24 protein-coding genes are annotated in these 25172 nt (G+C 47.1%); 4 read left to right on the top strand and 20 right to left on the bottom strand.

Annotation, left to right across the window (positions count from 1 at the left end):
- Positions 1-35 precede the first annotated feature (35 nt).
- The 5 genes from CP943_RS05630 to CP943_RS05610 form a co-directional block, all read right to left on the bottom strand.
- Complete coding sequence (locus tag CP943_RS05630) at positions 36-1664, bottom strand: pyridoxal phosphate-dependent decarboxylase family protein (RefSeq protein ID WP_084825683.1); 1629 nt, start codon at positions 1662-1664, stop codon at positions 36-38.
- A 21-nt stretch (positions 1665-1685) separates the two neighbouring features.
- Complete coding sequence (locus CP943_RS05625) at positions 1686-3044, bottom strand: sodium-dependent transporter (protein WP_020450728.1); 1359 nt, start codon at positions 3042-3044, stop codon at positions 1686-1688.
- Between the two features lie 138 nt (positions 3045-3182).
- On the bottom strand, positions 3183-4052 hold the full coding sequence (locus CP943_RS05620) for an SDR family oxidoreductase (protein WP_020450727.1): 870 nt from the start codon (positions 4050-4052) through the stop codon (positions 3183-3185).
- 82 nt (positions 4053-4134) lie between these two features.
- Positions 4135-5199, bottom strand: coding sequence for a PQQ-dependent sugar dehydrogenase (locus tag CP943_RS05615; protein ID WP_025811803.1), 1065 nt, complete (start codon positions 5197-5199; stop codon positions 4135-4137).
- 121 nt (positions 5200-5320) lie between these two features.
- On the bottom strand, positions 5321-6412 hold the full coding sequence (locus tag CP943_RS05610; RefSeq protein WP_025811804.1) for a citrate synthase/methylcitrate synthase: 1092 nt from the start codon (positions 6410-6412) through the stop codon (positions 5321-5323).
- A gap of 110 nt (positions 6413-6522) precedes the next feature.
- On the opposite strand from CP943_RS05610, the gene CP943_RS05605 reads away from it, so the two are divergent.
- A complete protein-coding gene (locus CP943_RS05605; protein ID WP_025811806.1) occupies positions 6523-7401 on the top strand; it encodes a LysR family transcriptional regulator in 879 nt (292 codons plus the stop codon).
- Between the two features lie 48 nt (positions 7402-7449).
- Here the strand turns inward: CP943_RS05605 and CP943_RS05600 are convergent, their stop codons facing one another.
- From CP943_RS05600 to hmpA, 3 genes are all read right to left on the bottom strand, one after another.
- Positions 7450-8286 carry a C40 family peptidase gene (locus tag CP943_RS05600; RefSeq protein ID WP_105980843.1) on the bottom strand — a complete coding sequence of 279 codons (837 nt, stop codon included), beginning with the start codon at positions 8284-8286 and terminating at the stop codon, positions 7450-7452.
- A gap of 385 nt (positions 8287-8671) precedes the next feature.
- Positions 8672-10081 carry a SpoVR family protein gene (locus tag CP943_RS05595; protein WP_025811808.1) on the bottom strand — a complete coding sequence of 470 codons (1410 nt, stop codon included), beginning with the start codon at positions 10079-10081 and terminating at the stop codon, positions 8672-8674.
- Between the two features lie 95 nt (positions 10082-10176).
- The gene (gene hmpA, locus CP943_RS05590) at positions 10177-11391 is read right to left on the bottom strand and encodes an NO-inducible flavohemoprotein (RefSeq protein WP_025811809.1); all 1215 of its coding nucleotides are present in this window, start codon (positions 11389-11391) and stop codon (positions 10177-10179) included.
- A 258-nt stretch (positions 11392-11649) separates the two neighbouring features.
- On the opposite strand from hmpA, the gene nsrR reads away from it, so the two are divergent.
- Entirely contained in the window at positions 11650-12081 is a 432-nt protein-coding gene (gene nsrR, locus CP943_RS05585; RefSeq protein WP_023856512.1) for a nitric oxide-sensing transcriptional repressor NsrR, read from the top strand.
- A gap of 30 nt (positions 12082-12111) precedes the next feature.
- On the opposite strand, the gene CP943_RS05580 is transcribed toward nsrR, so the two are convergent.
- Positions 12112-12438: a YqzG/YhdC family protein gene (locus CP943_RS05580; RefSeq protein ID WP_306453675.1), complete on the bottom strand. Its 327-nt coding sequence runs from the start codon at positions 12436-12438 to the stop codon at positions 12112-12114.
- Between the two features lie 198 nt (positions 12439-12636).
- Here CP943_RS05580 and CP943_RS05575 point away from each other — a divergent pair, with 198 nt between their 5' ends.
- Positions 12637-12885, top strand: a complete 249-nt coding sequence (locus tag CP943_RS05575; protein WP_023856510.1) for a YhdB family protein — start codon at positions 12637-12639, stop codon at positions 12883-12885.
- Between the two features lie 30 nt (positions 12886-12915).
- Here CP943_RS05575 and CP943_RS05570 read toward each other — a convergent pair whose 3' ends face one another.
- The 10 genes from CP943_RS05570 to CP943_RS05525 form a co-directional block, all read right to left on the bottom strand.
- On the bottom strand, positions 12916-13434 hold the full coding sequence (locus CP943_RS05570; protein WP_025811812.1) for an NADPH-dependent FMN reductase: 519 nt from the start codon (positions 13432-13434) through the stop codon (positions 12916-12918).
- 4 nt (positions 13435-13438) lie between these two features.
- A complete protein-coding gene (locus tag CP943_RS05565) occupies positions 13439-14089 on the bottom strand; it encodes a response regulator (RefSeq protein WP_033155147.1) in 651 nt (216 codons plus the stop codon).
- Positions 14077-15225: a GAF domain-containing sensor histidine kinase gene (locus CP943_RS05560; RefSeq protein ID WP_025811816.1), complete on the bottom strand. Its 1149-nt coding sequence runs from the start codon at positions 15223-15225 to the stop codon at positions 14077-14079. Before CP943_RS05560 ends, CP943_RS05565 begins: the two co-directional genes overlap by 13 nt.
- 118 nt (positions 15226-15343) lie before the next feature.
- Complete coding sequence (locus CP943_RS05555; RefSeq protein WP_025811818.1) at positions 15344-15541, bottom strand: helix-turn-helix transcriptional regulator; 198 nt, start codon at positions 15539-15541, stop codon at positions 15344-15346.
- Positions 15542-15562: 21 nt separating this feature from the next.
- On the bottom strand, positions 15563-16021 hold the full coding sequence (locus tag CP943_RS05550) for a DUF6773 family protein (protein ID WP_025811820.1): 459 nt from the start codon (positions 16019-16021) through the stop codon (positions 15563-15565).
- A 130-nt stretch (positions 16022-16151) separates the two neighbouring features.
- Positions 16152-17897, bottom strand: coding sequence for a phospho-sugar mutase (locus tag CP943_RS05545; protein WP_105980842.1), 1746 nt, complete (start codon positions 17895-17897; stop codon positions 16152-16154).
- Positions 17898-18081: 184 nt separating this feature from the next.
- Complete coding sequence (gene glpD / locus CP943_RS05540) at positions 18082-19749, bottom strand: glycerol-3-phosphate dehydrogenase (protein ID WP_105980841.1); 1668 nt, start codon at positions 19747-19749, stop codon at positions 18082-18084.
- 146 nt (positions 19750-19895) lie between these two features.
- On the bottom strand, positions 19896-21386 hold the full coding sequence (glpK, locus tag CP943_RS05535) for a glycerol kinase GlpK (protein WP_020450710.1): 1491 nt from the start codon (positions 21384-21386) through the stop codon (positions 19896-19898).
- A gap of 46 nt (positions 21387-21432) precedes the next feature.
- Positions 21433-22248 (bottom strand): MIP/aquaporin family protein, encoded by an 816-nt coding sequence (locus CP943_RS05530; RefSeq protein ID WP_059230666.1) that lies wholly within the window; start codon positions 22246-22248, stop codon positions 21433-21435.
- 227 nt (positions 22249-22475) lie between these two features.
- Positions 22476-23033, bottom strand: a complete 558-nt coding sequence (locus tag CP943_RS05525) for a glycerol-3-phosphate responsive antiterminator (RefSeq protein WP_026579996.1) — start codon at positions 23031-23033, stop codon at positions 22476-22478.
- Between the two features lie 167 nt (positions 23034-23200).
- Between CP943_RS05525 and CP943_RS05520 the strand changes: the two genes are divergently transcribed.
- Positions 23201-24193 carry a quinone oxidoreductase family protein gene (locus CP943_RS05520; RefSeq protein WP_105980840.1) on the top strand — a complete coding sequence of 331 codons (993 nt, stop codon included), beginning with the start codon at positions 23201-23203 and terminating at the stop codon, positions 24191-24193.
- 65 nt (positions 24194-24258) lie between these two features.
- On the opposite strand, the gene CP943_RS05515 is transcribed toward CP943_RS05520, so the two are convergent.
- A complete protein-coding gene (locus CP943_RS05515; RefSeq protein WP_020450706.1) occupies positions 24259-25170 on the bottom strand; it encodes an AEC family transporter in 912 nt (303 codons plus the stop codon).
- Positions 25171-25172: the final 2 nt, after the last annotated feature.

Raw genomic sequence — 25172 nt, 5'->3', positions numbered from 1 at the left:
GAAAGAACGGGAGGTTTAACCCTCCCGTTTAAATTTTATCCGGCTGCTACATCGGACGGTTCAACATGCGCTTTTAAAAAGGCGATATAATGGTCAATTGTATCAACCGTCGTGTAAGGCGAGACACTGTAGAATTTCTGGACATAAAGCGGCACGGGCAAACGGCTGTCAGCAGGATAAACGTATGTTTGCTTTTTCGTGCTGCCAAAATAGGTGTGACTGCGGTACCTTCCCAATGTTTCGGCGATTTTTTCATTGAATTTGTTAATATTCCGCACTTCTTCCTCCGTGATGGCGCCGCTGATTTCTTCGTGATAGCGGACATTTCCCGGATAGAAGCGGAATGTCGTTACAGGTGATACATCATTGGTGACGGCTGCATTCGGAAAAGCCTGCAGGAGTTTTTTTCGAAATGCCAGGTTAACTCTGATGTAATTGGCCAAGATCTCCTGGTAGCCTTCGATTCCGAATGCGAGCAGAGAAGCATAAATCGGTATGCTGCTTCCCATTCGCGAACACTCTAGCGTATAGCTCGTATGATAGCTGCCAAACCCTCTGTTACCGACATAAGGCGTCTCATCCGGATCCAAATCAACGACTTTCAGTGCCTCACGGTTTTTCACCAAGAAAAGGCTTGTGATATACGGCGTTTGTCCAAGTTTATGAAAATCAAAGACCAAGCTGTCCGCCAGGTGCAAATGCTGAAAATGTTTTTTGTAGCGGGCAAGCGTCTCAAGCACCTCATCTTCAAGATGAAGCGGGTTTCCGATGAAATCGTATCCGTTAAAAAAACCGTACATCCCGCCCATCGCCGTATCGGCATGAATATAGACAGGAGGCAAACCGTAGGCGGCCTCTATTTCCTCAGTCACTTTTTTGATACCGGCCAAATCATCGATGCCAAATGAGTCAGTTGTGCCAAGCGTTGCCAATACATAAATCGGATGTCCGCCTTTTTCAATCACGGCTTGCATTTTTTCCCGCAAATCGGCCAGATCCATCGAATGATCGCGATTCGTCTTGACCTTGATCAAATGGTCCGTCCCGATTCCGGACGCTTCCATCGATTTGTAAAGGCTGAAATGCGAAAGCTCTGAACAGAACGCGTACAGGTGATGCGGCGTTCCTTGCTGATTCGCTTCAGGGTACGCGCTTGCGATCGCCAGCCTGAGCGACTGAAAAACGGCTCCCTGCCCGCCCCATGTGGTAAAACCGCCGCTCTTGTGCCTGTCATAGCCGACAATGTCCGAAAGCATCGCCGTGATCTGCACTTCCGCCTTGGCTGCAGCGGTGCCGTCGACATCCCATAAATTGTTTCCGTTTAAAAGAACCATTAAAAGATTCCCGGCGATGCTGGCGGTGTTCGGCAAAGGTGTCGCGTTGGCCACATAATGCCTGTTTAAAAAACGGTGGCCGTCAAGCAATTTCAATAGCTCTTCAACGCTTTTTTCCGCCCCGAAGCCTTTTTCCGGCAAGGCGGCCTCTTCAATGACGCTTTGATAGTAGTCAGAGGAAACTTCAGACTCGCGGCCAAGCGTCATCCGGGCGGGATCCTTCAGCCTGTCCATTCCGGCCAATACCGCTTCAAGCAATGCCAGCAGCTGATACCGCGCCTCGTGATTGCCATCCTCGCTCGGAAACATCTGTTGAAAGTCTAACACCATATTCACCCATCTCCTGATCTTTTAAAATGAAAACACTCCGATTAAATTTAAAAAGACAAGTACAATTGCAAGCGGCACAAGGAAACGGAGAAGATAAAACCACACGATAAAAAAGCCTTTCCCCGCTTTTGATCCGCTCTTCATTTCTTCATATAGATCGTGTTTGGACAATTTCAGCGGAATAAAAATCGAAATAAAAAGCGCGCCAAGCGGCAGCAAAATATTGCTGACGACATAATCCGCCGCATCAAAAAACGTCTTCTTAAAAATGAACGGCTCATCGAGCACTCCGTAAGACAAGCAGGAAGGAATGCCGACGGCAAAAATCAAAAGGCCGATCGCCCACGTCCATTTTCCCCTTTTTGTTTGATCGCCTTTTGTAATAGCGGCAACAATGATCTCAATCATCGAAAAAGCCGAAGTCAGCGCAGCAAATAAAAAGGCCGTCAAAAATCCGATAAAAAACAGCATCCCGAATGGAAGCCGGTCAAAAACTGCCGGCAGAACCGTAAATAATAAAGTCGGACCCTGATCGGGCTGAAGCCCAAATGAAAAGACGGCCGGAAAAATCGCCAAACCGGCAAGCAGCGTGACGGCAAGGTTCATGATCACGATCGAGACCGCCGACTTCGGAAGGTTTTGTGACTTTGACAAATAGGAGCTGTACGTTACCATCACAGATACGCCAAGCGTCAACGTAAAGAAAGCTTGTCCGAGCGCAAAAAGAATCGCCTGCGGCGTCAGGCTGCCAAAATCGGGCACAAGCAGAAAACGCACGCCGTCGATCGCATGCTCAAGCGTCAGAGCCCTTAAAACGAGCGCAATAAATAAAATAAATAATAGCGGCATCATAATCGAACTGACGCGCTCGATTCCTTTTTGCACACCCTTCGCCACGACGAGGATCGTCATGATGATAAACGCAAGCTGCGCTGCCAGTGTCTGCAGCGGATCTTGGATGATCGAACCGAAGAGCTCCCCGTATCCGTCCTGCGTGAGACCCGACAATGAACCGGTTACTGCTTTGATGATATAAAGCAAAATCCAGCCGCCGATCACACTGTAAAACGACAGAACAAGGAAGCAGGCGGCGATTCCGATCCAGCCTGTGATCACCCAAGGCGTCCCCGGCGCTATTTTTTGATAGGTGCCGATAGCATCCGATTGGCTTTTTCGACCTAATATAAATTCCCCCAAAAGCAAGGGGTATCCCAGCAGGATCGTAAATAGGACAAATACAAGGAAAAATGCGCCTCCTCCGCTCGTTCCAGCCACATAGGGAAACTTCCAAATCGCCCCCAGGCCGATGGCGGATCCCCCTGCAGCGAGAACAAATCCAAGTTTGGATGCCCATTTTGCTGTCATTCTGCGATCGCTCATTCATACACATCCTTTCTCTTTCTGTTTCTATTATCTCTTACGGGGCAGCTTTTTTGAAAGTGATCTTTCAAATTCTTATTTTTCCGAAAAAATAAACAGAAAAAACCGACTGCCTTACAATAGCAGCCGGTTGAAAGCTTATGTCGTCACATATCTTCCGCCGTTGATGTGGATCGTCTGTCCTGTCATATAAGAAGAATCGTCTGAAGCGAGCAGAACATACACCGCAGCGTGTTCAGAAGGCTGTCCGGGCCTTCCCATCGGCGTATTTGTACCGTGTTTTTCCGTTTTTTCCGGCGAAAAAGTAGCCGGAATGAGCGGCGTCCAAATGGGCCCCGGCGCTACCGCGTTGACGCGTATTCCTTTTTTGACAAGGGATGCAGCCATCGAACGGGTAAACGCCACAATCGCACCCTTTGTGCTCGAATAGTCAATCAGCGCCGGACTGCCCTCATAAGCTGTGATCGATGCGGTATTGATAATCGCGCTTCCTTCCCCTAAATGCGGGAGCGCGGCTTTTGTCATGTGAAACATGGAGAAAATATTCGTTCTGAACGTTTGTTCAAGCTGTTCGGTCGAAATATCTTCGATCCCTTTTTGCGGATGCTGTTCGGCAGCGTTGTTGACAAGAATGTCGAGTCCGCCAAAGTGATTCACCGCTTTTTCGACAGATGTTTTGCAATGTGCTTCATCCCCGACATCTCCGGGAATCAAGAGGCATTTTGCGCCTTCCTGTTCGATTCGTTCTTTCGTTTCCTCGGCATCCTTGTGTTCGTCCAAGTACATGACGGCAATGTCCGCACCTTCTTTGGCGTATGCAATGGCGGCCGCTCTGCCGATTCCGCTGTCTCCTCCGGTAATAATGGCGGTTTTTCCTTTTAATTTGCCGCTTCCTTTGTAGTCGCGATCTTCCGAGAGCGGAAGGGGCACCATCTTGTGCTCAGCCCCGGGTTGTTTTTCTTGTTTTTGCGCTTTCTGTCCATCCGTCTGTCTGTTTGCCGGATTCATTCGTCTCACCTCTTCACCATTGTTTAGTGCACAGTTACCACGATTCCGGCATCCTTAAACGCAAGAACTCAGCGAGACATGTTTACTGGTCAGACAGAGGCACGCGGATGAGCCGGTCATCTGTCTGTTTTTTTTCGCCTCTTCCGTCGCCATTGTTCGTAATGAAATACAGATCATCTCCGATTACTTTTACATCTCTGATTCTGCCGTATCCGCCAAGCCATTTGACCGCTTTGGCTTCCGCAGGATCGACCCGGAAAACCCCCTCTCCCCGCAGCCCGGCCATATAGAGGACATCCCCTTTCTGCGCTAAACCGGATGGGGCCCACGTTTTTTCTCCCGAATGGATGAGCGGCGCTTTCATTCCCCGCTTCTCATCGCTTCCCTCAATCACCGGCCAGCCATAATTGGCTCCGGGTTCAATTTTGTTCACTTCATCATGTCCAGACTGCCCGTGTTCGGAGCTGTAAAGCTGCCGGCCGATCCATGCGAGGCCTTGCGGATTGCGGTGTCCAAAGCTGTATACATAAGACGAGCGAAAAGGCTGATCAGCAGGGACCGCACCATCAAGCTCCATCCTTAAAATCACACCCGCCATCTTTTCAGGCTGCTGGGCCCATTCCCTTTCCCCCGCATCGCCTGTCGTGATGTACAGCTTTTGATCGGGCCCGATCGCCATCCGGCCGCCGTTATGAATCACGCCTCCTGGCAAATCGGCAAGCAGCTCCTCCGTTTCCGTCCAAGTAAGACGGTCAAGCGTCAATTTTACGATCCGGTTTTTCAGATGGCTCCCGTCTTTGTATGTATGGTAAACGTATGCCTCCTGATTGTTTTTAAAATCAGGATGGAGCACAAATCCGAGCAGCCCGCCTTCCCCTTCTTGATGAACGGGCTTTTTCAGCTGAAGCTGCATGCGCTCCTTTTTGCCTTCGGCAATGGATACGATTCCCCCGTTTCTTTCGGTAATGAAAAAAATCCCGCCAGTGTGAGCGATCGTCCAAGGTACATCCAAGCGCTCTGCGATGACCTCGGCGCCGCTTCCGCCTTCTTTTGTCGCCGCCGCTTCATTTTCAGCATCAAAATCCCGGCCTTCTGAGCATGCACTCAGAAAAAACAGCATGATCAACATCAGGAATCCTTTTTTCATCGTCTCCCCCTTAAAGGATTTTCTTGATGAATACATTCAAGAACACCGGCATAATTCCCTACTTAAACATACAAAAATCTATTAAAAAACACGCCCTTCGCTGAGAAGGCGTGTGTCCGCATTACTGAGAAACCAATTCCCCGATATATTTAGCCGACGGCCTGAAAATCATGTTGTTATCAGCCTGCTCCAGCACATGGGCGCACCAGCCGACCATTCTCGCTGCCGAAAAAGTAGGGGTAAACAATGCGGCATCAAAATCGATCGCCTTCATGACAGCCGCTGCGTAAAATTCGACATTCGTATAAAGCTTGCGCCCCGGTTTGTATTCTTCCAAAAGGCGGATCGCCGTATTTTCAACATGAAGAGCAAGGTCGATATCCCGGTCGCCCCCGGCAATTTCCTCAGCTTTCACCCTTAAAGCCTTCGCTCTCGGATCATGCGTTTTATAGACGCGGTGTCCAAATCCCATCAGTCTCTCGCCTTTTTCAAGCTTCTCTCTTATATAGCTTTCTGCGTGCTGTTTTTCCCCGATGCCTTCCAGCATATCGGTAACCGCTGACGGCGCTCCGCCGTGCAAAGGTCCTTTCATTGTGCCAAGTGCAGATGTGACGGCAGAAACAAGATCGGATTCCGTAGACACCGTAACCCTTGCCGAAAAGGTTGAAGCGTTCATGCCGTGTTCCATCGCAAGAATCATGTACGTTTCGAGCGCTTTTTTCTGAGCTTCTGTCGGGCGCTTTCCTTTCAGCATGTAAAAATAATGTTCCACAAAGCCAAGCTCATCCAGCGGCTGAACAGGCTCTTTGCCATCAGTCAGCCTTTTTCTGAAGGCGATAATCGACGGGGCGGCTGCTATCAGTCTGAGAGCCTGCTCCATTGTCGGCTTGAACGCAAACGATTTATCCCCGAATGAAGAAACGGCCGTGCGAAGAACCGCCATATCGTCTAATTCGGCAGGAAGGCTGCGGATCAATCGCTCGCATGCTTCTGGCAGCACACGGAATGAAGCGAGCATCTCATTGAATTGGCTGAGTTCCGCTTCCGTCGGAAATGACCCGTTGAGTATCAGATAAGCGACTTCTTCAAATGTGGATGTAAGCGCCAGTTCATCAGCATTGTACCCTCTGTAGATCAGCTTTCCCTCTTCACCGTCAATGCGGCTGATGGCTGTTTCAACACAAGTAATCCCTTTTAATCCATGATAAACCATATCAATTCCTCCTTTTTCCTTTGTAAATATCATTATAGTTGATATAATATTTAAAAAATATTGAATTATATTGATGTCTTTGATTAACAAAATTAATCAGGAGGACTGCAATGGATTTTAAATGGCTTCATACCTTTGTTACTGCCGCAAAATACGAAAATTTCAGAAAGACGGCGGAAACCTTATTTATTTCTCAGCCGACCGTCACCGTTCAAATTAAACTGCTTGAGGAAGAACTCGGGTGCCAGCTGTTCACCCGCAAAGGAAGAAGCATTCATTTAACGAAAGAAGGCCGCGCTTACCTTCCTTTCGCCCTTCGCCTGCTGGAAGACTATGAATCGAGCATGGCAGAGCTTCACAGAATCAGACAGGGCTATTCGCAGACATTGAATCTAGCGGTTTCACCGCTTATCGCCGATACGATTCTCCCATTTGTATTAAAAAAATACACAGCGCTGCATCCGAATTCGGAGATTAAAGTAAAGATCGCCGAATCAGCTGAAATCGCTCCCCTGATTTCAGCCGGCCATGCAGATATCGGATTAAGCTGCTTAAACGTGCAATCGTCAAACCTGAACTGCTATTCCATGTACAGCGATCCCGTGATTTTGGTTGCCCCTCATGACGGCCGCGATTCAGAACAAGCGCCGCCGCTCGATGTCGAAGATTTGCTTGAAGAATATTTGCTGTTGACCCATAATCACCCCGAATACTGGGACGACCTCGTCAGGCAGCTGAGGATCAAATTTCCGTTTGTCAGAACAATGCTCGTAAGCCAAACGCATATTACGAAACGATTTATTTCAGAAGGACTCGGTATATCATTTTTGCCGCTGTCGACTGTGCGCCGCGAGCTGATGGAAGGAAGATTAATAGAGGTGCCGTGCGATTTCATGAAGCTTCCTGTTGCAGGGGGATATGCAATTAGTCTGAAAGATAATGAGAAGGTCGAACACTTTTTAGCGTTTTTAGCCGAGTTCCGTTTCTAAACGGAAAAAAACCCGTTCATCATGATGAACGGGCTTGTCCCTGCAACATTAGAAGCGTTTTGCTCCAAGATAGCGGGGCTTCCAATAGCTGTTTGTCATATCGCTGATCGTTACGCCGTCAGATCCGGCATGAACGAATTGATTGTTTCCGATGTAAACCCCCATATGCGAAGGTCCCGGCTGATATGTCGTGAAGAATACGAAATCACCTACTGCAGGGCTTGATACGCTCTTCATCGAATTCCAGTAACCGGCTGTGTTCGTTCTCGCCACATTTGTCTGTTTATTGAGGATGTACCAGACAAATCCGCTGCAGTCAAATCCTGATGTAGATGTTCCGCCCCATTTATAAGGCGTTCCGATAAGGGCTTTTGCATCTGAAACAAGCTTTGACGTATTCAGCGCTGAAGAGGTTTGCGCAGGTGCCTTACTTGTTTTGCTTGTCCCGCTTGAAGAAGAAGGCTTTGTCGTTGATGCAGCTTTTACGCTTTTCGTCCCTTTAACTTTTAATACTTGTCCGATCCGGATTAAATCTGTTTTTAAACCATTCAGAGACTTCAGTTCATTGACGGTCATGCCGTATGTCCGAGAAATTTTCCAAAGGCTGTCTCCTTTGACCACTTTATGCGTAGCTGATGAAGCTTGCGACGCTTTTGCAGACGATGAGCTGCTTCCATTGATCGACAACCTCTGCCCTATGTAAATGATATCGGATTTCAGCTTGTTTTCCTGTTTAATCTTGCTGATACTTGTACCGTACTTCTTCGAAAATCCCCATAACGTATCCCCTTTTTTCACCGTTATGGTTTGCGCGGAAGCCGCTCCCGCAAATAAAGTCGATCCTAAAACAACCGCTGATGCTACTGTTATTACTTGTTTTTTCATGTTGTCCTCCCACTAGCAGAATTCTTTATATTTTTAAAGGCAAAAATTAGCAGTTTCATGATTTTTGAGAACGGCTGCTTCAGCCTTCCTCTGTTTCTATTATAAGGAGGGGTTTCCATCAGGTATAGTCTTGACTTACTAAGTCAAATTCCTTAATTATTCGTTTTTAAAAAAATTTTTTAAGGGTCGATAATATTTCATTTACATTTCAAAAGTAACTTAAATACTACATTTTCGCACTTTCCTGCAGCCAAAATTACAATACTAGAAATAGTGTTAAATACTTTATTTTACATTTTTATTATTAACTCGTAAAACTGCATAGTGACGGACGTCGCTGCGCTTTAAAATAAAAAAAGGCTGCCCGAATGCAGCCTGAAACTTTTTATAAATATCTGCGATGGACAGCCTTTCCATCATAGGAAAACATGACGGGCTTATCTTCGAGCACGGTTTCGACATGCACGCTTCTTCCCCATAGCTGGTGAAGGTAAGGCAGAACTTTTTCAAGATACTTTAAATCGAGTTCGATCCCTTCATACCAATGCTTAATGTATAATTCATTGTTCTTTAAGTAATCTCCATCCTCAACTGTCAAATAAGGAAATCCTCCGTTGACTCTCATGCTGACAAGCTGATCGCGCACAGCCTTCCAATCCTTGTCGATGATTTTATAATCCCTTCCCTGTTTTTGAAACAAGTAGAGATCTTCCCTCATTACAAGATCTTTCGTTAAATAGTTTCTGATAAATGAAATGTCTGATTCGATCTCCCTGACTTCAAATATTTTTTCTCTCCCCGAGTCCGGCTTTACACCCATCTTCTTCATATCTTCTGTCGGGTTGTTGTAGCGCTCCTCTATGTCCTCAAATATTTTCAATCCGAGATAATAAGGATTGATGCCCGTTTTGGACGGCTGAACCACTCCCGCGTTGAGCTTGGCGAATTCGATTGCTTCACTTGATGTCAGATCAAGCTCGCGGATGATTCGCTGATGCCAATAGGACGCCCATCCTTCATTCATGATTTTCGTTTCAAGCTGCGGCCAGAAATACAGCATTTCCTCTCTCATCATCGTTAAGATGTCGCGCTGCCAAGGCTCCAGCTCCCGCGAATGTTCTTCAATGAACAGCAGAATGTCTTTTTCCGGCTTCGGCGGAAACTTTTTTTTCGTCCTTTTCTTCTTCTCTTTCGATCCTTTGTGATCCAGTTCCCAGAGGTCGTCATAAGGAGTGGGCGACGCGTCTGTTTCTTCTTCCTCTTCGTCATCTATGCTCCACGACAGCTTCGGCCTCACGAGCGAAGGGTCAATGTGTTCTTCAATCGCCAGCACCGCATCGAGAAATGCTTCGACTTCTTTTGAGCCGTGGACCGTCTCATAATGTTTAATCCGCTCTGCTGTCGCCGACATGCTTTCAACCATATCGCGCTTCGTATTTTGAAAACGGCAGTTATTTTTAAAGAAATCACAATGAGCCAGAACGTGTGCGACAATCAGCTTATTTTGAATCAATGAATTGCTGTCCAGTAAAAACGCGTAACACGGATTTGAATTAATGACAAGCTCATATATTTTGCTCAAGCCAAAGTCATAGTGAAGCTTCATTTTGTGAAATTGCTTGCCGAAACTCCAATGGCTGTATCTTGTCGGCATCCCGTATGCGCCGAATGTATAAATGATTTCAGCCGGACAAATTTCATATCTCATCGGATAAAAATCCAGGCCGAATCCTTCCGCGATCTCCGTAATTTCTGCTATCGCCCGCTGCAGCTCTTTTTGCTCCCGTATGCTCAATACTCAAATCCCCCCCGGTTGGACTTATCTTTATTGTATGAGCCGGGATTTGAAAAGATGAAAGGCAGCTGTCGGTTTGACAGCTGCCTCTTTGGTTAGTTCGCTATTTGCATGTCAAGGGATGAAGCAAAGCTCTCATAGCGGATGTTTTCCATCTGAACGCCAAGATTTTGCAATCCTTCAATCACGCTTTTCATAAATGAAAGCGGACCGCATACATAAAATTCGCCATTTGGATCTTTCACGATCGATTTCAAAAGCTCTTCATTCACCCGGCCTTTTACAATATGATCTTCCGTCGCTTCAGCACCCCTGCTGTAGACAAACAGGAGACGGTTCGCCGGATTGGCGCCGAGCAGCTTCTCCGTTTCTTCCTTGAAAGCGTGGTGCTGTTCAGATTTCGCAGCGTGCACGAATGTGATCTCGCGGCTGCTTTCTTTTTGAGCCAATGTTTGCACCATGCTCATGACAGGCGTGATGCCTGATCCGGCGCTGATGAAGTAAACCGGACGATCCGTTCCTTCGGAAAGGGTAAAATCTCCGGCCGGAGCGCTCACTTCCAAGCTGCCCCCGATCTCCATGTTCTCATGCAGATAGCTTGATACCCTTCCGACCGGTTGCCCTTCCTCCGCTTCCAGTTTGACTGAAATGCGGTAGTAGTCTTTATTCCAGGCATCTGACAAGCTGTACTGCCTTGTTAAGAAATATGGTTCGCCGGGAATTTTAATGCGGACAGATACGTACTGTCCGGGACTGAAAGCGGGCAAATCCGTTCCATCGGCAGGCTTCAAGTAAAAGGAAGTAATCGTAGCGGATTCGACCCGCTTATCCATGATGACAAACGGTTTAAATCCTTCCCAGTTTCCATCCTGCTTTTTGTCTTCTTCATACATTTGTTTTTCGACTTCAATAAATACGCGGGCGATCTCTTCATAGGCTTCTGCCCATGCCTGGAGAATGTCCTCTGTCGCAGCTTCGCCGAGCACGATTTCAATGGCTTCCAAAAGGTGCTGACCGACAATAGGATAGTGCTCTGGTTTCACATGCAAACTTTTGTGTTTATGTCCGATTTGTTTGACAACCGGCAGCAGGTCTCCGAGCCGGTCGATGTTCTCAGCCGCCTGCAAAACAGTAAAAGCCAAAGCTTTCGGCTGTCCGCCGGTTTGCTGGCGGGACATGTTGAAGATATTTTTCAATTCAGGGTGCGCATTAAACATCCGCTTGTAAAAACAAGTGGTGATCTCTGTTCCCTTTTCTTTTAAAACAGGGGCGGTCGATTTGACAATTTGCATGGTTTTTTCAGATAGCATAACGCTTTCTCCTCTCCAGTCACTTTAAAGATGTATTTCAAATACATCTTTAAAGGTGCAATAAGATCTTTTTTTAAATGGGACTGTTACTTTTGATTAAAGATGTATTTTGAATACATCTTTATACTAGACTTTTAATGGAATTAAAGCAATATTTTTAAGGAATGTTTTATATTTTTGTAACAATTTCCGCTCCACCCTCATAACCGAAGGCAAATGTGATAAGATAATGGAAACTTGTTTGATTGAGGTAATGCGATGAAATTAACAAATTATACGGATTACTCATTGAGAGTACTGATTTTTCTAGCAACCAAAAACTCAAACGAGCTTGTCAATATAAAAGACATCGCCGAATCTTATTCCATTTCAAAAAACCACCTTATGAAGGTGATTTACGAGCTTGGCAAGCTTGGCTACGTTGAAACGATTCGGGGCCGCAACGGCGGGATTCGTCTCGGAAAAGCGCCTGAACTGATTAATATCGGTGAAGTCATAAGAAATACAGAAGATGATTTTAACCTTGTCGAGTGTTTTAACGGAGAAAAAAACCATTGTATACTTTCTCCGATCTGCGGATTAAAGCATGTTTTAAACAAAGCCCTTTCCGCCTATTTGGACGTATTGGATCAATACACTCTGCAGGATATTATCGTTAATCAGGACCATATACGTAAATTATTGAGTTAACGAAGGAAGCTGCTTCCTTCGTTTTTTTTGTTATAAAGTAAAAATATTCACGTTGATGATCGCATTGGTCACCGGGTGAAAATACACCTCGGCGTGCGCCGAAAATGATTTGCCTTCCTGATTGACGGTTACCCTGAAGACATCTTTTGTCTCTTCATCATTGACTTGAGTGCGCCCTAAATATTCATAATCCTCAAGCTTTGCACCTTCGTATTTTTCTTCAAGGGCGCTCCAGGCGATTCTCTCCCACCGTTCTGGCGCATCGGAAACACCTGCTTGAAAGTGGCTCTTCGCCGGGAATGACAAAAGCGTTAATATGCAAAAAAAGTACGTGCAATATCGTTTTTTCATTTCCATTCGCTCCGCATGTATTGTACATACGTTAGCTTGACCGGAAACGGAGAATGTCATGCAGACATTTTTTCGCGGTATAGCGTATACCATCCTCATATTTCTAGGCCGTCAAACAAGGGAGACCAAGTTTTGCCCGGAGAAAAAAACACCCCGCCACATAAAATAATCATGACTCCTCAGAAAGAAGGGAGAGTGGCGAAATTGAATTACGCTGACTATGACAAAGCTTTGTATTATACGCACCGCTCGCAGTGGGACAATCTGCTGATCCTGATGGTGCGGACAGAAGACGATTTATTATCAAAGCGGATCGAGCATTTTTTGCACGCCTACAATTTTGAAAGAGATGACGCCATTGTCGAAAAAAGGCTTTATGATCTGCTGCAATACATTGATCACGCCTCATTTTCGGGACAAGAACACGAAAACGGCGTGCTCGTTTTTACGTAAAATAAAATAAGCCTGGCGCTCTAATCGGCGTCAGGCTTTTTGAAATTCGGCAAAGAGCAGAAGCTCTTCCATTACATTTTTGATATTGGCTTTGGCTGCTTCAGTAACCGTATGGTGTTCCTCATCAATATGAATCGGATCGAGCACAAGCTGCTTTGTGATGACGTTCGCATAAACTCCGCGCGCGACAATACGCATATTGGCGAGCGCGTTCATCCCGCCTTTGCCGCCTCCTGCACAAGCAAAAAGCGCCACCGGTTTGCCCGAGAACTGTTCATTGCTTAAAAAATCGAGCGCATTTTTCAAAGCGCCGCTCATACCGCTGTGGTATTCGGGAGATAATAAAACGACAGCGTCTGCTTCTTTGACCGAAGTTTTCAGTTTTTGAACATTCTCCAGCGAGCTCTGCTCTTCATCTCCGTTGAAAATCGGTAGGATGAACTCGCTTAGATCGATAAGCTCGGCCTGATACGTGCGGGCGATATAGGAAGCGGCGATCCGCGTTCTGCCCTGTTTTCTCGCGGTTCCGCTGACTACGGTTATTTTCATTTGATCATCTCCCGTCATTTTGTTGTAGTCCGTGTTTAACTGCAAAGAGCGCGGCTTGCGTGCGATCGGATAAGCCAAGCTTTGACAGCAGATTGGATACATGAGTTTTCACTGTTTTTTCGCTGATAAATAAAGAAGCGGCGATTTCCTTGTTGCTTTTCCCTTTTGTAATTTCCAATAAAACATCTTTTTCTCTTTTTGTCAATTGATGTATTTTTTCTTTCTCATCAGCCTGTGACATATGGTGAAAGACGTGGGACATGATGCTTGGATCCAAGGAATATCTACCTCCATAAACAGCACGTATCGTCTCGACAAGTTCATCAGGTTCGGCGTCTTTGAGCTGATAGGCAGAGGCTCCAGCCTGGATTGCGGGAATCACATAGCTTTCATCCGCATAGCTTGTCAGCGCTATGATTTTGACAGACGGATATTCCTTTTTTATTCGCTTTGTCGCCTCAATTCCGTCCATTTCAGGCATTGATAAATCCATTAATACGATGTCTGCCTCCCGTCTTCGCAAGACATCGAGCGCCTCAATTCCTGTTGATGCCTCTCCGACAACGTCAAAATCGCTTTTTGTTTTGAAAAAAAATAAGAGGCCTTTTCTGACAATATGATGATCATCGGCAATGATGATTTTCACCTTTTCCATCCTGCCTCCCCCTTCTCATTCAAAGGCAAAACCGCCCGGATTTTCGTCCCCTTACCGATTGCGGAGTCGATCAAAAACGTGCCGCCCGCTTTTTCCGTCCGCTCCTTCATTCCTTTCAGCCCAAGCGTCGGAAGCCCCGCGTCAGGATCGTACTGAAACCCTTTGCCGTCATCTTCGATCTCCAAGACGGCAGACGATTGGAATACATCGATTTTCACTTGTATGCGGCTAGCAATGGCATGCTTTTTGCAATTGTTGAGAGCTTCCTGGCTCAGCCGCCACATCAATTCCTCAGCAGGAGGCGGCAGCCGGAGCACACCGCTGAGCGTGAAGATCACCTGAAGGCCGAGCACTTCCGCATATTTTTCAAGAGCCGCCGCCAACCCTTCTTCAAGGCCCTGGGGCCTCAGCTGCCAAATTAACGCCCGCATCTCAAGCAGTGCTTCATGAGAAAGATGTTGCATAAACTCGAGCATTTCCCTGATCTCAGGCTGGTCTGTCATTTCACCCGCCGCTTTAGCGGTCAAGCTGAGCGAAAAAAGCATTTGATTGACGGAATCATGCAAGTCCTGAGCCAATCTGTTTCTTTCGGTCAGCAGCATGTGTTTTTGCTGTTGTTCAGCAAGTCGCATCCGTTTGATCGCCATCCCGATTTGCAAAGCAACAGCTTCGAGGAGCGCCAGTTCCCCGCGGCTGAAATGAATTTTGTCCGGAGCCGCAACGTTCAGCAAACCGAACCGTTTCTTCTGATCGCTGAGAGGGACGGTTGCATGATGTGTGATGCCTTCCGGATCTCCGGTCTTCTGTCTCATGGCCGTCGTAATTCGCCGGCAATGAATGATATTTTTCGCCCTGTCCAGCTTTCCGTCCCTATATTGTTCAAGACAGTAGCAGCTTCCTTCGCATAATAAACGGTTGTGCCGGTAAGAAAGCGCCTGAGGCAGGCGGACCGAAGCGGCCAGTTCAAAGCTCCCCTTTTCATCGATCAGAAAAAGCCACGCCGTTTTGAGTCCCGTTAAGCTGAGCAGCTTTTTTAAAACAGCATGTAGCGTTTCTTTTAGATGGTTCCCTTCGTTTAAAGCTTCCGCTATTTCTTTGAGCGTTTTCAATTTTTCAAACTGCGTGTCTTCCCGCAAAAGATTCATCCCCTTAACCCGGAGTTTCTTTTATTATATCGATATTTGATAAAAAAAAGGCCACCTCATGAGATGAACTTTTCTAAGACTTTTGACCGAGAAGGGACAAAGCGAATCGTTAAGCTTCTTCCTCCCAAAACAAATCGTCAAGCGTTTTGTCCAGCGCCTTTGCGATCGCGATGCAAAGGTGCAATGTCGGATTGTATTTATTTTTTTCGATCAGCCCGATCGTCTGTCTTGTCACATTGACCCGCTCGGCAAGCTGGGCTTGTGTCAAAGACTTTTCGACCCGGGCGAGTTTGACCCGGTTAACCATATGCTCACCCGCCGTTTTCATTTAATCATCTAATAGATCTTGATTTTTCCGAAAGGATTTGCGCAACGAGATAAAGTTGATCAGAAAATGAAAAAATACAAACAACATCACCATCATAATAAAGTCAAACCAACTGCCGGGGTGTTTTGGTATGCCGGTAAAAATAAGCACTAAAATGGCAAATATGATGCCGGAAGCGAGGCTGAGAGCCGTGATCTCTTTTCTTTTTTTCCTGTACGCCGCTTGACCTGCAATCTCCGGATATTCAAACCCCGACAAAAGATAGCGGAACAATATCCAGCCTGCATAGACTGCAAAACCGATGGCACTGACGATGTATTCGGATGCCGGTCTCCCTAAAATGAGGCCCCGGATGATCATATCCAAAAATAAGATAGCAGCGACAATCGTACCGGCTTCGCTAAAAAATTGCGTCATTTTCTTTTCTACGTATTCATCCCCGGTTTTGATCCATTTCATGTCAGCCATTTTCCCCTTTCATATGCAATTTATATCTAACTTATTGTTAAATATATATTACATTATTTATGGCCGCTTATCAATAAAAATTGAAAACCCGCCGTGTAGCAAGGCGGGTTTTCAGCGATTATCAATTTGAAGTCGCTTTTACAATATCATCGATTTTTTTCATCACTTCATCTGTCAATTGATGGAGAAGCGCTTCACTGTCTTCATTGGTTGGGCCTTTGACTGCGAAATAAAATTTCACTTTAGGCTCTGTGCCAGATGGACGGAGGCAGAACCATGAGCCGTCTTCAAGGAAATATTTCAAAACATTGGATGTCGGAAGATCGATCGTTTCTGTTTTGTTTTCCTTCAGCAGCGTCCGCTTCCCTGTCAAATAGTCTTCTGCGGATACAACGTCTTTTCCGGCGATGGAAAGAGGCGGCTGTTCTCTGAATGTGCTGAGGATGGCTGCGATTTGCTCCGCTCCCTCTTTTCCTTTTAAGGTCAGGGACTTCAAGCCTTCTCTATAGAAGCCGAACGTTTGATACAATTCGAGGAGCCCATCATACAGCGATTTTCCCTGCTTTTTATAGAAGGCGCATACCTCAACCGCAAGCAGTGCTGCCTGGACGGCATCCTTGTCTCTTGCGAAATCGCCGATCAAGTAACCGTAGCTCTCCTCATAACCGAATTGGAAAGCATATTCGCCCGATGCTTCAAATTGTTTGATTTTTTCTCCGATGAATTTAAAGCCGGTCAGCGTGTCGATCGTGTCAAGTCCGAAAGAAGCGGCAATGTCGCGCCCCATTTCGCTCGTCACAATCGTTTTTAGAACGACTCCGTTATCAGGCAGCGTGCCTTTCTGCTGTTTTTGCGATAGCAGATAATGCAAAAGCAGCGCGCCGGTTTGATTTCCTGTCAGCACCGCGTAACGGCCTTCTTGATCCTTTACAGCAACGCCGAGGCGGTCCGCGTCGGGATCGGTTCCGATCAGAATATCGGCTCCTTTTTCTTCTCCGAGCCTGATCGCATATTCAAAAGCGGCGTGCTCTTCCGGATTAGGAGAAGACACGGTCGAAAAGTCAGGATCAGGCAGCTCCTGTTCCGGAACGACTGTGACATGCTCATACCCGAGAGCTTTCAAGCCGCGTCTCACGGATTTATTTGCCGTGCCGTGCAGCGGGGTGAAAATGACTTTGACTTCAGTTTCCTTTGCCAGATCAGGATTGACAGAAATCGATGTCAGTTTATCGAGATACGCTTGATCGATTTCCTCGCCGATTATTTGGATCAACCCTTTTTCGGTTAAGGCAGCTTCATCGCCTGCTTCGATTTCCAATTCGTTTTCAATCGCATTGACATAGCCGATGAGTTTGTCGGCATCAGCAGGCGGAAGCTGCGCGCCGTCCTCTCCGTAGACTTTATAGCCGTTGTATTCAGGCGGGTTATGGCTCGCCGTGATGACAATACCTGCAAACGCATTCAGTTCTCTTACCGCAAAGGAAAGTTCAGGTGTCGGGCGCAGTTCGTCAAACACGTACGTTTGAACGCCGTTTTCCGCGAGCGTTTTAGCAGCTTCCATTGCAAATTCAGGCGACTTGTGGCGGGAATCGTACGCGATCACAACACCGCGCTTTTTTGCTTCTTCGCCGTTCGCTCCTATGTATGCGGCAAGGCCCGCCGATGCTTTGCGAACCGTATAAACGTTCATGCGATTCGGACCGGGTCCGATCTCTCCGCGCATGCCGGCTGTACCAAACTCAAGTTTTTTATAAAAGCAATCCTCTAGTTCTTTTTCATTTCCTTCAGCTTCCAAAAGAAGCGATTTTAATTCGGAATCTAAGTTTTCTTTGTTTTTCCAGCGTTCATAGCTCGTTCTCCAGCTCATGATTACCTCCAATGTTCTAGCTAAGTAATTGCAGCTTTTCTTTTATCATATCGACAAACAGCCGCTTTGTCCAAATTTAGCATGCCGAACGAAAAAAATGAGGCTGCCTGATCAAGACAGCCTCACGTTAGGCCATTCGGTTGATTTTTAAAGAAAATTCATCAAGGGCATTTGACCCGATACATCATCTGCTTTCCAGCGGGACAACAGCGTCGTGAAGAAGTCCTTCCAATGCTTGGACATGCCGGGCCTTCGTTTCGCCATCCCAGTTCAGCTTCTCGCTCATGTAGTCGGTAAGGCTGTCTTTGTAAGTGCGGACCCAATTGATATCAAAGAACAGCGCACCCGTTCTGCGGACGAAGAAGTCTGCCGGGACGGCAGCCATTTCTTCCTCGATCCCGTAATCCATTTCTGCCAGTACATGGACAGGAATGCGGCGTTCTGCTGCTTCATCTTTCAGGGATGGGACACGATCAAACAGGCGGTCTGCATTTGAACCGTATCGTGCGGCGATCTGTTTTGCCGTCTCTTCGGACAGTCCAGCTTTGATCCCTTCGGCTGCTTTCACTTGAATAAAATCCTCCAGATTTTTGGAACCGCCGATATGGCCGCCTGAGATCGGCATCGTTTTTGTTCTGCAAGGACCGAAGTCTCTGCCGCCCTCTTCTTTTAATCGGTCTCTGACAAGATCGACGATATGCTCAGCCATTTTTCTGTAGCCGGTCAGCTTTCCGCCGGCAATCGTGATCAGTCCGGATTCAGAAGTCCAGATCTCATCTTTCCGGGAAATCTCGGACGGGTCTTTTCCTTCTTCATGAATCAGCGGTCTGAGCCCCGCCCAGCTTGATTCGACATCTTCAGCCTTGATTCCCATTTCAGGGAACATATAGTTGATTGCATTAATGACATAATCCCTGTCTGCAGTCGTCATTCGAGGATGTTCCAGATCCTCGTTGTAGACGGTGTCCGTTGTGCCGACATATGCCTTTCCGTCTCTCGGAATCGCGAACACCATGCGGCCGTCGGGCGTATCAAAATAAACGGCTTGTTTTAAAGGAAAGACCGATTGATCAAAAACAAGATGCACGCCTTTTGTATGCTGAAGGTGTTTGCCTTCTTTTGAATGGTCTTTTTCCCGTAGACGGTCAACCCACGGACCCGCGGCATTCACGATTTTTTTCGCGTGGACACGGTACGTTTTTTTCGTGAAGACGTCTTCAATGACCACGCCGGTGACCTTGCCGTTTTCATAAATAAAATCGCTTACTTTCGCATAATTGACGGCCTCGGCTCCGAATTTAACCGCTTCTTTCATGACTTCGATCGTCAACCTGGCGTCATCCGTCCGGTATTCGACATAATAGCCGCCGCCTTTCAGGCCGTTCTTTTTCACAAGCGGCTCTTTTTGAAGCGTTTCCTCGGCATTCAGCATGCTCCTCCGCTCAGCTTTTTTGACACCTGCTAAAAAGTCGTACACTCGCAGTCCGATTGAAGTGCTGAATTTGCCGAAAGTGCCTCCCTTATGCATCGGAAGCAGCATCCATTCAGGCGTTGTCACGTGCGGACCGTTTTCATAGACGATCGCCCGCTCTTTGCCGACCTCGGCTACCATTTTCACTTCAAATTGCTTTAAATAACGAAGTCCGCCGTGTACGAGTTTCGTGGAGCGGCTTGACGTTCCGGCCGCAAAGTCCTGCATTTCGCAAAGCGCCGTTTTCATTCCGCGAGATGCGGCGTCCAATGCCGTCCCTGCGCCTGTAATACCTCCGCCGATAATAAACACGTCATACTTCTGCTTCGTCATATTCTGTAAAATATCGTCCCGTTTGCGGCTTGAAAATAATGATTCCATGTTCATGTCCTCCCTTGTTGTCACGGTAAAAAAATAGAAAAAGAGACCACAAACATCCAAAGCGCTGATACTGCTTTGGTGCCTGCGGTCTCTCCTCTTCTCCAACCGTTTCTATTAACTTAATTAGATTGTAACATACATGCGGCTTATTTAAAAGCCCTAGCTGCATTTACAGCTTTCTTCCACCCGCTGTACAGACTCTCACGCTCTTTTTCTTCCATTTTCGGTTCAAAACGTTTGTCAAGCTGCCACTGGTCTTTGATCTCGGAACGATCACTCCAGAAGCCGACAGCAAGACCCGCTAAATAGGCTGAACCGAGCGCGGTTGTTTCATTGATTTCAGGACGTTCTACAGGGACATCCAAAATGTCGCCCTGAAAATCCATCAGGAAGTTGTTTTTGACAGCTCCGCCGTCGACTCTCAGCGTTTTCACCGAGATCCCGGAGTCTTCCATCATTGCGTCAAGAACATCTTTCGTTTGATAGGCAAGCGCTTCAAGCGTTGCTCTAACAAAATGCTCTTTCGTCGTACCCCGGGTCAGTCCGAATACAGCGCCGCGGACATCGCTGTCCCAATAAGGCGTGCCTAAACCTACAAATGCAGGAACCACATAAACACCATCGGCAGATTCTGTTCTTACAGCGTATTTTTCACTTTCTTTGGCGTCCTTAAACATTCTCAGCCCATCACGGAGCCATTGAATAGCGGAACCAGCGACGAAGACGCTGCCTTCCAGCGCATATTCCACCTTTCCGTCGATGCCCCAAGCGATTGTCGTCAGCAGGCCGTGCTCTGATTTGATCGCTTTCTCGCCGGTGTTCATCAGCATAAAGCAGCCTGTTCCATACGTGTTCTTAACCATTCCCTCTTCAAAGCAAGCCTGCCCGAACAATGCTGCCTGCTGGTCGCCGGCTGCACCTGCAATCGGAATGTTTTTGCCGAAGAAATGATAATCGACCGTTTCAGCGTATACATGCGATGAAGGCTTGACTTCAGGAAGCATCGATTTCGGTACGCCGAGAATATCGAGAAGTTCATCATCCCATTTGAGGTCATAGATGTTGAACATCAGTGTTCTTGAGGCGTTTGAATAATCTGTCACATGCGCTTTTCCGCCGGACATTTTCCAGATCAGCCAAGAATCGATCGTACCGAAGAGAAGGTCGCCGTTTTCCGCTTTCTCCCGTGCCCCTTCCACATGATCCAAAATCCATTTCACCTTCGTGCCTGAAAAATAAGGATCGATTAAAAGGCCTGTTTTTTCTCTGATCGTTTCTTCATAGCCTTGTTCTCTCAATTCCTGACATATTTCCGCCGATTGGCGGGACTGCCACACAATCGCATTGTAGACCGGTTTACCGGTATGTTTATCCCAAACAACGGTCGTTTCCCGCTGGTTGGTGATCCCGATTCCGGCAATTTGCGCGGCTTCGATTCCCGATTCTGAAAGCGCAGAAGCGATCACCGACAGAACGGAGCCCCAGATTTCATTTGCATTGTGTTCAACCCAGCCGGGGTTTGGAAAATATTGCTGAAATTCTTTTTGCGCAATATGGACGATTTCGCCTGCTTTGTTGAAAACAATCGCCCTTGTGCTTGTGGTGCCTTGATCAAGAGACAAAATGTATTTTTCCATTTTTGGAAACTCCCCCTTATATGTCTGTTAAGATTTGCGTTTTTTTTTAAATGTTGACCGATTGATCAACCGATTGTTTTTTCATATGAATATAGAAACCTAACAATATCACAACTAGTATAACGCTTACAATCCAAAATGTGTTGGTAATGTGCCCTTTGAATGCGGCGTTGTAAAAAACGCCTGCAAATGAACCGCCGAGCGCCGGTCCTAAAACAGGAATCCACGCGTACTTCCAATTTGAACTTCCTTTTCCTGCAATCGGAAGGACAAAGTGGGCGATTCTCGGCCCCAAATCGCGGGCAGGGTTAATCGCATAGCCTGTTGTTCCGCCGAGCGAAAGCCCGATCGCCACGATCAGAAATCCGACAACGAGCGGATTCAGTCCGTCAGTAAACTTGTTTGCACCGATCGCTAAAAGTCCGAGAACGAGAACAAAAGTCCCCAATGTTTCACTGAACAGGTTTGCAAATGTATTTGGAATCGCCGGCCCTGTCGAAAATACTCCCAGCTTCGCGCCTTGATCTTCGGTTTCTTTCCAGTGCGGCAAGTAGTGAAGAAAAACGAGCACCGCTCCTAAAAATGCGCCGATCATCTGTCCTAAAATATAGGAAGGCACTTCTTCCCAAGGAAAATCTCCGACAAATGCCAGCCCCAATGTAACGGCCGGATTTAAATGCGCTCCGCTGATGCCGCCGACGGCATATACCGCCATGGCCACGCCGAGCCCCCAGCCGAAGACGATCACAATCCATCCGGATTGATGGGACAGCGATTTTTTCAAATTAACTCCTGCACAAACTCCAGCTCCAAAGACGATGAGCAGCATCGTTCCGATAACTTCCCCCCAAAATGCTGTCAAGGCTATCCCTCCTAAAATCTATTATGAAGTGTTATTCTAAGATGAACACCATGGGTTCACCTTCTTCACTGTGTCTAAAAGACCATAAAAAAACACAGCAAACTTTCTTTACATCATACTGAGTAAAGAACTGCTGTGGTCTCCGGGTCTCCGTCACAATGTATTAACTTAGTAAGATCGTATCGTATAGTGAAAGCGTTGTCAATAATTTTTCACATTTTAAATTTTTACTTCCAGTATTTTTTCCATAGATCAGTGTCTGAGGTGGTGACTGCGGATGCCCCTGCTGCAAGCGCCTGCTCGACGTCTTTTTCAGTACGGATAAACCCGCCCGCAAAGATCGGAATGCCGGTTATTTCTTTGACTTCCTTGATCAGTTCCGGTACCACTCCGGGAAGCACTTCTATATAGTCGGGTCTGTGCTTTTTCACCAATTCAATACTCTTCTTCATGGCGCTTGTGTCTATTAAAAACATGCGCTGGATCGCATACACTTTCTTCTGCTTTGCTTTTGCGATAACGCTTGATCTTGTAGAGAGAATGCCCGCCGGCTTCATTTCCTGGCAAATGAATTCCGCCCCGTATTCATCATGCTTAATTCCTTGGATCAGATCGACGTGCACAAACATTTTTTTCCCATGGGATCTGGCCGCGCTGATGACGCCTCCCAGCTGTCCAAGGTGGATGTCAAGCAGGACCCCGTATGAAAACGGGCTGTCCAGGAATGTATCAAACTGCTTCATATTACGTACCGCAGGTAAAATTTGTTGATCGTGAAAACTCATGTTCCATCTCCTTCACTTGCTATCTTGCTTCTGTATTACACTAATGGAATTTCCGCCTCATTGCAATCCTTTATAAAGCCTCTCACGGTCCCCGGGCAAATCATTTTACATTTACCTTCAGTCATGTCCATAATTTAACACAACCAACTCGAATGGGGGAATTTTTTATGAAAGCGATCATCCATGAAGGAATCAAGGGCCTTTCAGGACTGAAATATACAGACGTTTCCGACAAAACGCCCGGTCCGGGTGAAGTCAAAATCAGACTTAAAGCGGCCGGACTGAACCACCGTGACTTGTTCCTCTTTCAATCCAGGGAGGCGGGTGATGCCCCATTTATACCCGGCTCCGACGGAGCAGGCACGATCGAAGAGACAGGCGAAGGCGTTCAGGGCCTCGCCGTTCATACAGAGGTGATCATCAATCCGAGCATCGGCTGGGAATATACGGATTCTGTTCCGCAAGTACCCGACATTCTCGGCGGCCCATCTGACGGAACCTTCGCAGAGCATGTCATCGTCCCGGCGAAGCACGTGTTGAAAAAACCAGCGCACCTTTCCTGGGAGGAAGCAGGCGTCTTGCCTTTATCCGCTCTGACCGTTTACAGGGCTTTATTTACGAAAGGACATTTAAAAAAAGGCGAACACATCTTAATACCGGGAGTCGGCGGAGGCGTCGCCACAAATGCAGTGCTCATGGCAAAGGCAGCGGGCGCGCGGGTGACTGTAACCTCCCGAAGCGAAGAAAAAAGAAAAGAAGCGCTCCGCTATGGGGCGGATCTCGCAATTGAAAGCCGCGGTCTGTGGAAAGAAAGCTTGGGCGGGGAACGGGTTGATTTAATCCTCGACAGCATCGGTCCGGCAACTTTTGCGAATTATTTCGATGTCATCAAGCCGAACGGAAGGATCATCAATTTCGGCGCCAGCTCGGGAGACAGCATCCAGCTTCCGCTGCGCTCGCTCTTTTTCCCGCAGATCAGCATCATCGGTACTTCGATGGGCAGCCTCGAAGAATTTCGGCAAATGATTGATTTTATCGAACGCCATTCCCTTAAGCCGGTGCTTGATCAAGTGTTTCCTTTATCAGAAGCGGTTGCAGCCTTTAAACGGATGAAAGACGGGGAACAGTTTGGAAATATCGCATTGCAAATAGGCGGGTAACCTCTGGGGAACGGCGGCTTGCCAGTCCTCAGCCGCCGTTTTTTGGTTTTGACCGAAAAAAGAGGTCAGCCCCATAATGAAAGCAGCCACAGCACGACCGGAAGGGTGACGATGCTGAGCATTGTACTGATAAACGTCGCGCTTGAAACGATTTCCGGCTTTGTTTCAAACTGCACCGCCATCAAAGTCGTATTCGCCGCTGTCGGCATGGCCGCCGCCAACACCATGATCTGTTTAACCAGCCCGTCGACGGGAAGAATCAGCGCAAACCCCAAGGCAATGAGCGGAGACACGAATAGTTTCAGCAAAAGCGAGTAAGAAATTTTCCGGTATTCGATATGTTGAAAGGAAATCACCGCAAGCTGCATGCCGAGAATAATCATAATCGTCGGAATCGCGGCGTCCCCCACCAATTTAATTCCCGTCATTAACTGTTCGGGAATCGAAATATGCCCCAGCTGAAAGCATATGCCGAGCAGGGCACCGTATGCGACCGGCATCCGGATAACCCTTGTCATCACAATTTTAAATCCGCCCGCTTCAGGGCTTCCTTTCGCTGCATAATATATGCCGATCGTGCTCATGACAAGCTGCTGAAGCACCATCAGCACAACGGCGATATCAAGCCCGGCCGTGCCGTAGACAAGCAGGACGACGGGAGTGCCGTAGTTTCCGTTATTCATGAAAGCGGATGATAAAACGAGAGCGCATCGCTCCTGATTGGAATACCCGTGAACATATGAAATGAGGTAGACAAATAGAATCAAAATGAAACAGAGGCCGAGACAATAGACAGACATATAGATATAATCCATCGTCAGCTTGTTCTCATAAAACGTATCAAACGCTAAAAACGGAGACATTAAATACAGGGACATTTTAGATAGGTTCTGAATATCAAAATGAAGCAGCTTTTGTCCGATGAACCCGATCGCAAATATCCCGAAAACCGGCAGTAAAACAAGCACAAACTCCATGA

The organism is Bacillus paralicheniformis, assembly GCF_002993925.1.
Taxonomy (GTDB): Bacteria; Bacillota; Bacilli; order Bacillales; family Bacillaceae; genus Bacillus; species Bacillus paralicheniformis.
The sequence above is the reverse complement of the archived record's forward strand: the minus strand, read 5'-3'. Positions and strand labels throughout refer to the sequence as shown.

Bases quoted from the DNA above. Each gene is read 5' to 3' on its own strand.
- CP943_RS05630 (WP_084825683.1), bottom strand. From the start codon at position 1,664: ATGGTGTTAGACTTTCAACAGATGTTTCCGAGCGAGGATGGCAATCAC.
- CP943_RS05625 (WP_020450728.1), bottom strand. From the start codon at position 3,044: ATGAGCGATCGCAGAATGACAGCAAAATGGGCATCCAAACTTGGATTT.
- CP943_RS05620 (WP_020450727.1), bottom strand. From the start codon at position 4,052: ATGAATCCGGCAAACAGACAGACGGATGGACAGAAAGCGCAAAAACAA.
- CP943_RS05615 (WP_025811803.1), bottom strand. From the start codon at position 5,199: ATGAAAAAAGGATTCCTGATGTTGATCATGCTGTTTTTTCTGAGTGCA.
- CP943_RS05610 (WP_025811804.1), bottom strand. From the start codon at position 6,412: ATGGTTTATCATGGATTAAAAGGGATTACTTGTGTTGAAACAGCCATC.
- CP943_RS05605 (WP_025811806.1), top strand. From the start codon at position 6,523: ATGGATTTTAAATGGCTTCATACCTTTGTTACTGCCGCAAAATACGAA.
- CP943_RS05600 (WP_105980843.1), bottom strand. From the start codon at position 8,286: ATGAAAAAACAAGTAATAACAGTAGCATCAGCGGTTGTTTTAGGATCG.
- hmpA (WP_025811809.1), bottom strand. From the start codon at position 11,391: ATGCTATCTGAAAAAACCATGCAAATTGTCAAATCGACCGCCCCTGTT.
- nsrR (WP_023856512.1), top strand. From the start codon at position 11,650: ATGAAATTAACAAATTATACGGATTACTCATTGAGAGTACTGATTTTT.
- CP943_RS05580 (WP_306453675.1), bottom strand. From the start codon at position 12,438: ATGGAAATGAAAAAACGATATTGCACGTACTTTTTTTGCATATTAACG.
- CP943_RS05570 (WP_025811812.1), bottom strand. From the start codon at position 13,434: ATGAAAATAACCGTAGTCAGCGGAACCGCGAGAAAACAGGGCAGAACG.
- CP943_RS05565 (WP_033155147.1), bottom strand. From the start codon at position 14,089: ATGGAAAAGGTGAAAATCATCATTGCCGATGATCATCATATTGTCAGA.
- CP943_RS05555 (WP_025811818.1), bottom strand. From the start codon at position 15,541: ATGGTTAACCGGGTCAAACTCGCCCGGGTCGAAAAGTCTTTGACACAA.
- CP943_RS05550 (WP_025811820.1), bottom strand. From the start codon at position 16,021: ATGAAATGGATCAAAACCGGGGATGAATACGTAGAAAAGAAAATGACG.
- CP943_RS05545 (WP_105980842.1), bottom strand. From the start codon at position 17,897: ATGAGCTGGAGAACGAGCTATGAACGCTGGAAAAACAAAGAAAACTTA.
- glpD (WP_105980841.1), bottom strand. From the start codon at position 19,749: ATGGAATCATTATTTTCAAGCCGCAAACGGGACGATATTTTACAGAAT.
- glpK (WP_020450710.1), bottom strand. From the start codon at position 21,386: ATGGAAAAATACATTTTGTCTCTTGATCAAGGCACCACAAGCACAAGG.
- CP943_RS05525 (WP_026579996.1), bottom strand. From the start codon at position 23,033: ATGAGTTTTCACGATCAACAAATTTTACCTGCGGTACGTAATATGAAG.
- CP943_RS05520 (WP_105980840.1), top strand. From the start codon at position 23,201: ATGAAAGCGATCATCCATGAAGGAATCAAGGGCCTTTCAGGACTGAAA.
- CP943_RS05515 (WP_020450706.1), bottom strand. From the start codon at position 25,170: ATGGAGTTTGTGCTTGTTTTACTGCCGGTTTTCGGGATATTTGCGATC.